The organism is Sporomusa sp. (genome assembly GCF_035561255.1).
Taxonomy (GTDB): domain Bacteria; phylum Bacillota; class Negativicutes; order Sporomusales; family Sporomusaceae; genus Sporomusa.
Map to the genome: position 1 here is coordinate 1 of NZ_DATMXX010000131.1, position 5,685 is coordinate 5,685.

Below are 5,685 nucleotides of genomic sequence, written 5' to 3' on the forward strand. Positions count from 1 at the left end.
TTTATTACGTATGCTTAATATCCGGAAGGCTATATTCTGATTCCAGAAGTCTACAGTCTGCTCAATCATTAATTTCTACTCTAAAAGGGAATTAATCTTGCGAAATAATGATCTGAGTGTGAAAACCCATGAAGGGGCAGATTTAAGCACATACGCATGCGGAACATACGAGTACAAATGATAGAGAGTGAGGTGAATTTTATGATTACAACTTTAATCGGATTAATATCTTTCGACTTTGCGATGCTAATAGCGGCTGAGGACTATATTAAACGTTTCCCCAATATTAATATCAACTGTTATTAGTCAATTTTACATGCGAGGGAATTGCAATAGTGCTACTTTAATAAGCACGGATAAATAAGAGGTGTAGTAATGAGTGAATTTAACTTCGCTAAAAAGCGTCTTGAAGAAATATATCAGGATTTAGAGTCCAAAGCCTTCTTCGATGTTGATACTACGATCGCTTTAATTGAAGAGTTGGAAAAATTATGGTTGGGCCATCAACCAGATGCAACAGTACAGCCTGGCATACTGTTTAACGAGGATTCGTCCTTGCCTGGTAAATCTTGCGGTGACCTGATTGAATGTGCAAGAGGCCTGAGGAGCGAGCAAATACAACACTTACCGGCATTTACAGAAATATTTGAGTTGAGAGCTTCTCTTTATAGGTATCAGTCAATGTAGTGCGCTAACATTTGATTTTAATAGTATCAACCAGGCAGGGGGAGCAGATGAATAAAGAAATAATGGAAGTCGGGCGGGATAAAATAGCCGCTATTGTTAAGGCTTGGGCGAATGCAAAAAAACTTGTTGTGTTTACTGGGGCCGGTATGAGTACTGAGTCAGGGCTGCCTGACTTTAGGTCTGCCCGGGGACTATGGAAAGTGGGTCCTGAAAGTTTGGCAACTATGGCTGCGCTAAGACAACAGCCTGATGAATTCTACTTTTTCTATCAGTGGCGCATAGCAAAGCTATGGGATGTTGCGCCTAATCAAGGCCATCAAGCGCTTGCTGCATTACAGCAAAAAGGGAATATGGTCATAATAACGCAAAACGTAGACGGTTTGCATCAACGAGCTAACGCCGAAAATGTTGTGGAATTGCATGGTTCATTGCGGACCATTCGGTGTCTGAATTGCTATGCCGTATATGATAGCAGAGAGCTGCTGCCACAGTATTCAACATGGGAAGAAGATTATAGGCAGGGGAATTATTGTTATGGTGACGAGTGTTTATGTTCCCAATGTGGTGGCTTATTACGCCCTGATGTAGTTTTGTTTGGTGAGAACTTACCGGACAAAGCATGGGAAGAAGCAGTAAAGCATAGTAGAAATGCCGATTTTTACGTGGTACTTGGGTCATCATTAGTGGTGTCGCCAGCCAATTATTTACCACAGTTAGCTTTGCAAAATGGAGCGAAACTATTGATTATCAACCAAGAGCCAACACCTCTGGACAGTTCTGCAACATGGGTTATTAATAGCAGCATTGGAAGTGTGTTAAGTGCTATAAAGGATAAAATGTTTAGTTAAAGCTGGCGGTGATACCGCCGGCTTTTTTACGCCCGCTCCGCATCAGCCCGTGCAGCGCTTCAGCCGCTTCCGCTCACTGCCATAACTATTTTTAACAGCCGAACCACGGGGCAAATGGGGGAGCGGTAGCAATAACTGTTCCCGTTGCATTCTAGATTAAGTTAATTAATAACAAAAATTCATTACAAGATATTGACATGGAAAGAAAATACAGGTATCATTAGTACCACAAGAACCTTGCGGGTACTATGGGTGTGGGATAAGGCGGTGATTTTTTGCGTAATCGGATCATGATGGCAACAATTGAAGAAATCAATGAAAATGGGATCAAATTTACTATGGCCGAGCTGGCCAAGCGCCTGGCGGTTAGCAAAAGTACGTTATACGAACATTTTGCGTCCAAAGAAGAGTTGATTGGGACAGTAGTCGACTCGCTCCTGGAGAATGTGCGCCAACAGGCTGAAAAAATACTTAACAGCGACCTGAATATCCAGGAAAAACTTAAAGCATTATTGTTAACTGAACCGAACTTAGGCGGATTGATAAGCAGTAGGTTTGTTTTTGATTTGAAACGATATCTGCCGGAGGTATGGAAAAGATGTGATGCGTATCGCGAATACTCATGGCAACGTGTTGAAGCTCTTTTAGACCAAGGCATTACAACCGGATACTTCCGCCCCATTGATCTGGCTATTGCAAAAGTAATTTATAACGCTACTATAAATGAACTGCTTCATGAGAACTTTTTAATCAAGAACAACTTAACTGTTCTTGATACTATAAGAAGAGCGATGGACATCCTTTATTACGGAATGGTAGCTAGGGAAACCGAAAAGGATTAGCCTACTGTAAGAAACAAAGCGGTTTATAAAAGAATTAAAATAACAGGATTTAGGCAGTTTGAAGGAATGCAAATAGATGGAGAAAAGATCGAACAAGACAACGAAAATAAAAAAATGGATTTTGAACCAGATGAGACACTTGCAAAAAAATATTTGTGTATAAACGCTGCTATTGTTATTGACCTATGACTCTTAGAGCGACAGATTTGGGATTCAACCGCAGGCAGGGCAAGCTGCCGGGTAATAAGGAGACATTATTTTATGAAGAACCTTAAAAGAACATTTTGCCTTGCATATTTCCTCGTTTTTTCGGCCTTCACGGTTCAAGCGGCGGACATAGTACAAGACCCAGGCATACAAAAAACAGAAGTAAATATTACGAGCAAAACTGTTACCCCTGAACCAGCAACTACTTCCTTCACCGGTCTAATTGTTGATGCCAGAAGCTTAGGGCTCGAAACCACTTTCTCCCCCGTAATCTATGATGAAACCGGCAAACCTGTATACGGTATTAAAGAAATTGATACCAGCCTAGCAATGACACAAGGTATGGTCGACTATGCACCAACCCCTGATTTAGTCCAAGAAGCTCAAAACGGTAAATCCCGCGCCGGAACAGAACCCATAATGATAAAGGCCATCGGTCTGAAAGACAATAATCACAACATAATTATAAGTACAATCGATGCTGAAAAAGTCCTTATAGCCAACCAATCAACTAATTTCCTCAATAAATGTGCTGTCGTATTTTTAAATTAAGAACTACAATGTTTTACTAACAAATAAAATGACTATCAAACTAGTTTAGGTATGCCAGATTCAGTTGGCTTTGGGAACTCGGAAATCGACCTCAGGAAAGTCCAATTAAAATTTAGTTAGGGAAATGAGGGAAGGTAAAATTATGAATAGCTTAGCAAAGAAAGTTATTATATATTCAATGATAGGTACCATGCAAATAGGGTTTGGAGCATCTGTAATCGAAGCTGCACCAAGAGGTAATGATCAACGCAATGAACAACGTTATGAATACCGGAATCATGATCGCGACCGTGACCGCGAGCGCCAGCAGGAACGGGAATGGCAGGAACGTGAGCGTGAGTATGATGAGCGAGTGCGTAAAGAAATTGACCGCTACAAGCAGGAAATGCGGCGGCGTCAGTATGAAAGTGGAAGCAAATGGCAAGAGCGGGAACGGGAACGTCATTACCGCAATTTGCGTGATATTTGGGAATGGCGTCAACGTGAGCATCAGCGTGAACATGATGAGCGACTGCGTAAAGAAAATGACCGCCACGAACGGGAAATGCGGCAGCGTCCGTTTGAAAGCAACAGAGTATGGTATGAGCGACAAAAGCGGGAACGGGAACGTCATGACCGCGAAATACGTGAGATTCGGGAACGGCGGGAACGTGAGCAGCAGCGTGAGCGTGAGCATGATGAGCGACTGCGTAAAGAAAATGACCGCCACGAACGGGAAATGCGGCGGCGTCAGCATGAAAGTGAAAGAGAATGGCATGAGCGGCAAGAGCGGGAACAGGAACGTCATGACCGCAAAATACGTGAGATTGCGGCGGTTCTGATTGGAATTGCAATTGGTTCGTCGAGTAACGCCGAGTAATTAAAATAAAATGGGGTTATATTGTTTATGAAATGTTAAAACAGGATCAAAGTGCAGCGCTGATACTGGCAGCTCGTGAAAAGGAATAGCAGGATACAGTAAAAAAAGTCGGATTGTCCGACTTTTTTACTGTATCTATATATGTTCGGGCAGCCAATCTGTCGCCATGTTTAGGATGGGGAGGGTGTCCTAGCAAAGTCGAATCGGGTAGCGATAACCGGCCGTGAATTGACGAATGTTCTAAACACTCATAGAAGCTATATCAACATATGTGCGCGGCGTTTCAATACAATTTGAAACGCCGCCTTTTTGAGTGAGTATGCTTCATCAATTGCTCTTTTCTGTGAAATAATATAACAACGCTGCGACCGGCATACTTAGTCCAAGCATTGATGCCAGCATCCAGCCGCCATAAGCATAGGCCCAGCCGCCTAATGCCGACCCGATTGCGCCGCCAATAAAGAAAACAGCCATAAATACTCCGTTTACGCGCCCGCGTATTTCGCTTCCTAAGGAATAAATCGTACGCTGACCGAGAACGAGATTACCTGATACCGCCATATCTAAGGCAATCGCTGCAATGACCAGCATCGCTAAAGCGATTGCTGAAGCATCTTCAAAGATATGCGTAAGCAAAAAAGATAGAGCGGCGATGACAATGGCCAAACCCGTCAAGCGTTTTGTCCAGCCCTTATCGGCCAGTCTGCCGGCAATAGGAGCAGCGATTGCACCGGCTACACCGGCAAGTGCGAATAAGGCAATTCCCTGCTGTGACAAATGAAAATGACTGGCTAGCCATAAAGGGATTACCGTCCAAAACAGACTGAAAGCACCGAACAAGCAAGCTTGATAGAAAGCACGGCGGCGTAAGACCGCCTTTGTTTTAAAAAGTGACCACAAGGAACGAATTAAATCACCATAATTCATAGTCGGCGAAGGGGTACGCTCGGGAAGAACGAAAGCCAACAGCACAGCCAGTATGGTCGTAATAACGGCAGAGAGAATAAAAACTGCCTGCCAGCCCCAAAGATCAGTAACAAAGCTGGCTATTGGCCGGGCAAGCATGATTCCAAGCAGTAACCCGCTCATTACATTGCCTACAACTTGGCCGCGCCGCTCTTCTGTGGCCAGATGGGCTGCATAGGGTACCAGTATTTGCGCTGCCACTGAACCGAGTCCGGTAAACATTGCCGCGATAAGGAATAATGATGCGCTATGCGTAAGGGATGCTGCAACTAATGCACAAATCACAACTACTAATGTCGAGACAACTAACCGCCGATTTTCGATGAGATCACACAGCGGAACAATAAATAATAAACCGGCAACATAGCCAATTTGCGTTAACGTTACGATAAATCCTGCGGATGCTAAAGGAAGATGGGTGTCAATACTGATCGGGCCAACTAACGGCTGCGCATAATAAAGATTGGCAACAATTACGCCGCATGCAATCGCTAAGAGAGCGGTAATCCAACTTGGAACTTGCTTGGTTTTTGATTGTACGTTATTCATAGATCAATCCCTGCCTTCGATTTTTTTACGCTTCAGTAGGTTATTTTGCACTAAATAAGATACTGAACGTACAGTTTAGTTAATGGCTTAATTATAAACTATACGTTTAGTATTTGTAAAGATGTATTTTATTTCCTTTGTGAGAAAATATTTAGTATAATGTACGTATAGTTTT

6 protein-coding genes are annotated in these 5,685 nt (G+C 43.0%); 5 read left to right on the forward strand and 1 reads right to left on the reverse strand.

Translation table 11 applies throughout. The annotated features are described in order from the left end of the window. The first annotated feature begins 375 nt into the window (after positions 1–375). From VN379_RS07470 to VN379_RS07490, 5 genes are all read left to right on the forward strand, one after another. Positions 376–687, forward strand: a complete 312-nt coding sequence (locus VN379_RS07470; protein WP_325532405.1) for a hypothetical protein — start codon at positions 376–378, stop codon at positions 685–687. Between the two features lie 47 nt (positions 688–734). Continuing rightward, positions 735–1,535: an NAD-dependent deacylase gene (locus VN379_RS07475; RefSeq protein WP_325532407.1), complete on the forward strand. Its 801-nt coding sequence runs from the start codon at positions 735–737 to the stop codon at positions 1,533–1,535. 275 nt (positions 1,536–1,810) lie between these two features. Further along, the gene (locus VN379_RS07480; RefSeq protein ID WP_325532409.1) at positions 1,811–2,377 is read left to right on the forward strand and encodes a TetR/AcrR family transcriptional regulator; all 567 of its coding nucleotides are present in this window, start codon (positions 1,811–1,813) and stop codon (positions 2,375–2,377) included. 261 nt (positions 2,378–2,638) lie between these two features. Then, a complete protein-coding gene (locus VN379_RS07485) occupies positions 2,639–3,136 on the forward strand; it encodes a hypothetical protein (protein WP_325532411.1) in 498 nt (165 codons plus the stop codon). A gap of 142 nt (positions 3,137–3,278) precedes the next feature. Further along, entirely contained in the window at positions 3,279–3,995 is a 717-nt protein-coding gene (locus tag VN379_RS07490; protein WP_325532415.1) for a hypothetical protein, read from the forward strand. 327 nt (positions 3,996–4,322) lie between these two features. Here the strand turns inward: VN379_RS07490 and VN379_RS07495 are convergent, their stop codons facing one another. Beyond that, positions 4,323–5,510 (reverse strand): MFS transporter, encoded by a 1,188-nt coding sequence (locus tag VN379_RS07495; RefSeq protein ID WP_325532417.1) that lies wholly within the window; start codon positions 5,508–5,510, stop codon positions 4,323–4,325. Positions 5,511–5,685: the final 175 nt, after the last annotated feature.

Bases quoted from the DNA above. Each gene is read 5' to 3' on its own strand.
- VN379_RS07470 (WP_325532405.1), top strand. From the start codon at position 376: ATGAGTGAATTTAACTTCGCTAAAAAGCGTCTTGAAGAAATATATCAG.
- VN379_RS07475 (WP_325532407.1), top strand. From the start codon at position 735: ATGAATAAAGAAATAATGGAAGTCGGGCGGGATAAAATAGCCGCTATT.
- VN379_RS07485 (WP_325532411.1), top strand. From the start codon at position 2,639: ATGAAGAACCTTAAAAGAACATTTTGCCTTGCATATTTCCTCGTTTTT.
- VN379_RS07490 (WP_325532415.1), top strand. From the start codon at position 3,279: ATGAATAGCTTAGCAAAGAAAGTTATTATATATTCAATGATAGGTACC.
- VN379_RS07495 (WP_325532417.1), bottom strand. From the start codon at position 5,510: ATGAATAACGTACAATCAAAAACCAAGCAAGTTCCAAGTTGGATTACC.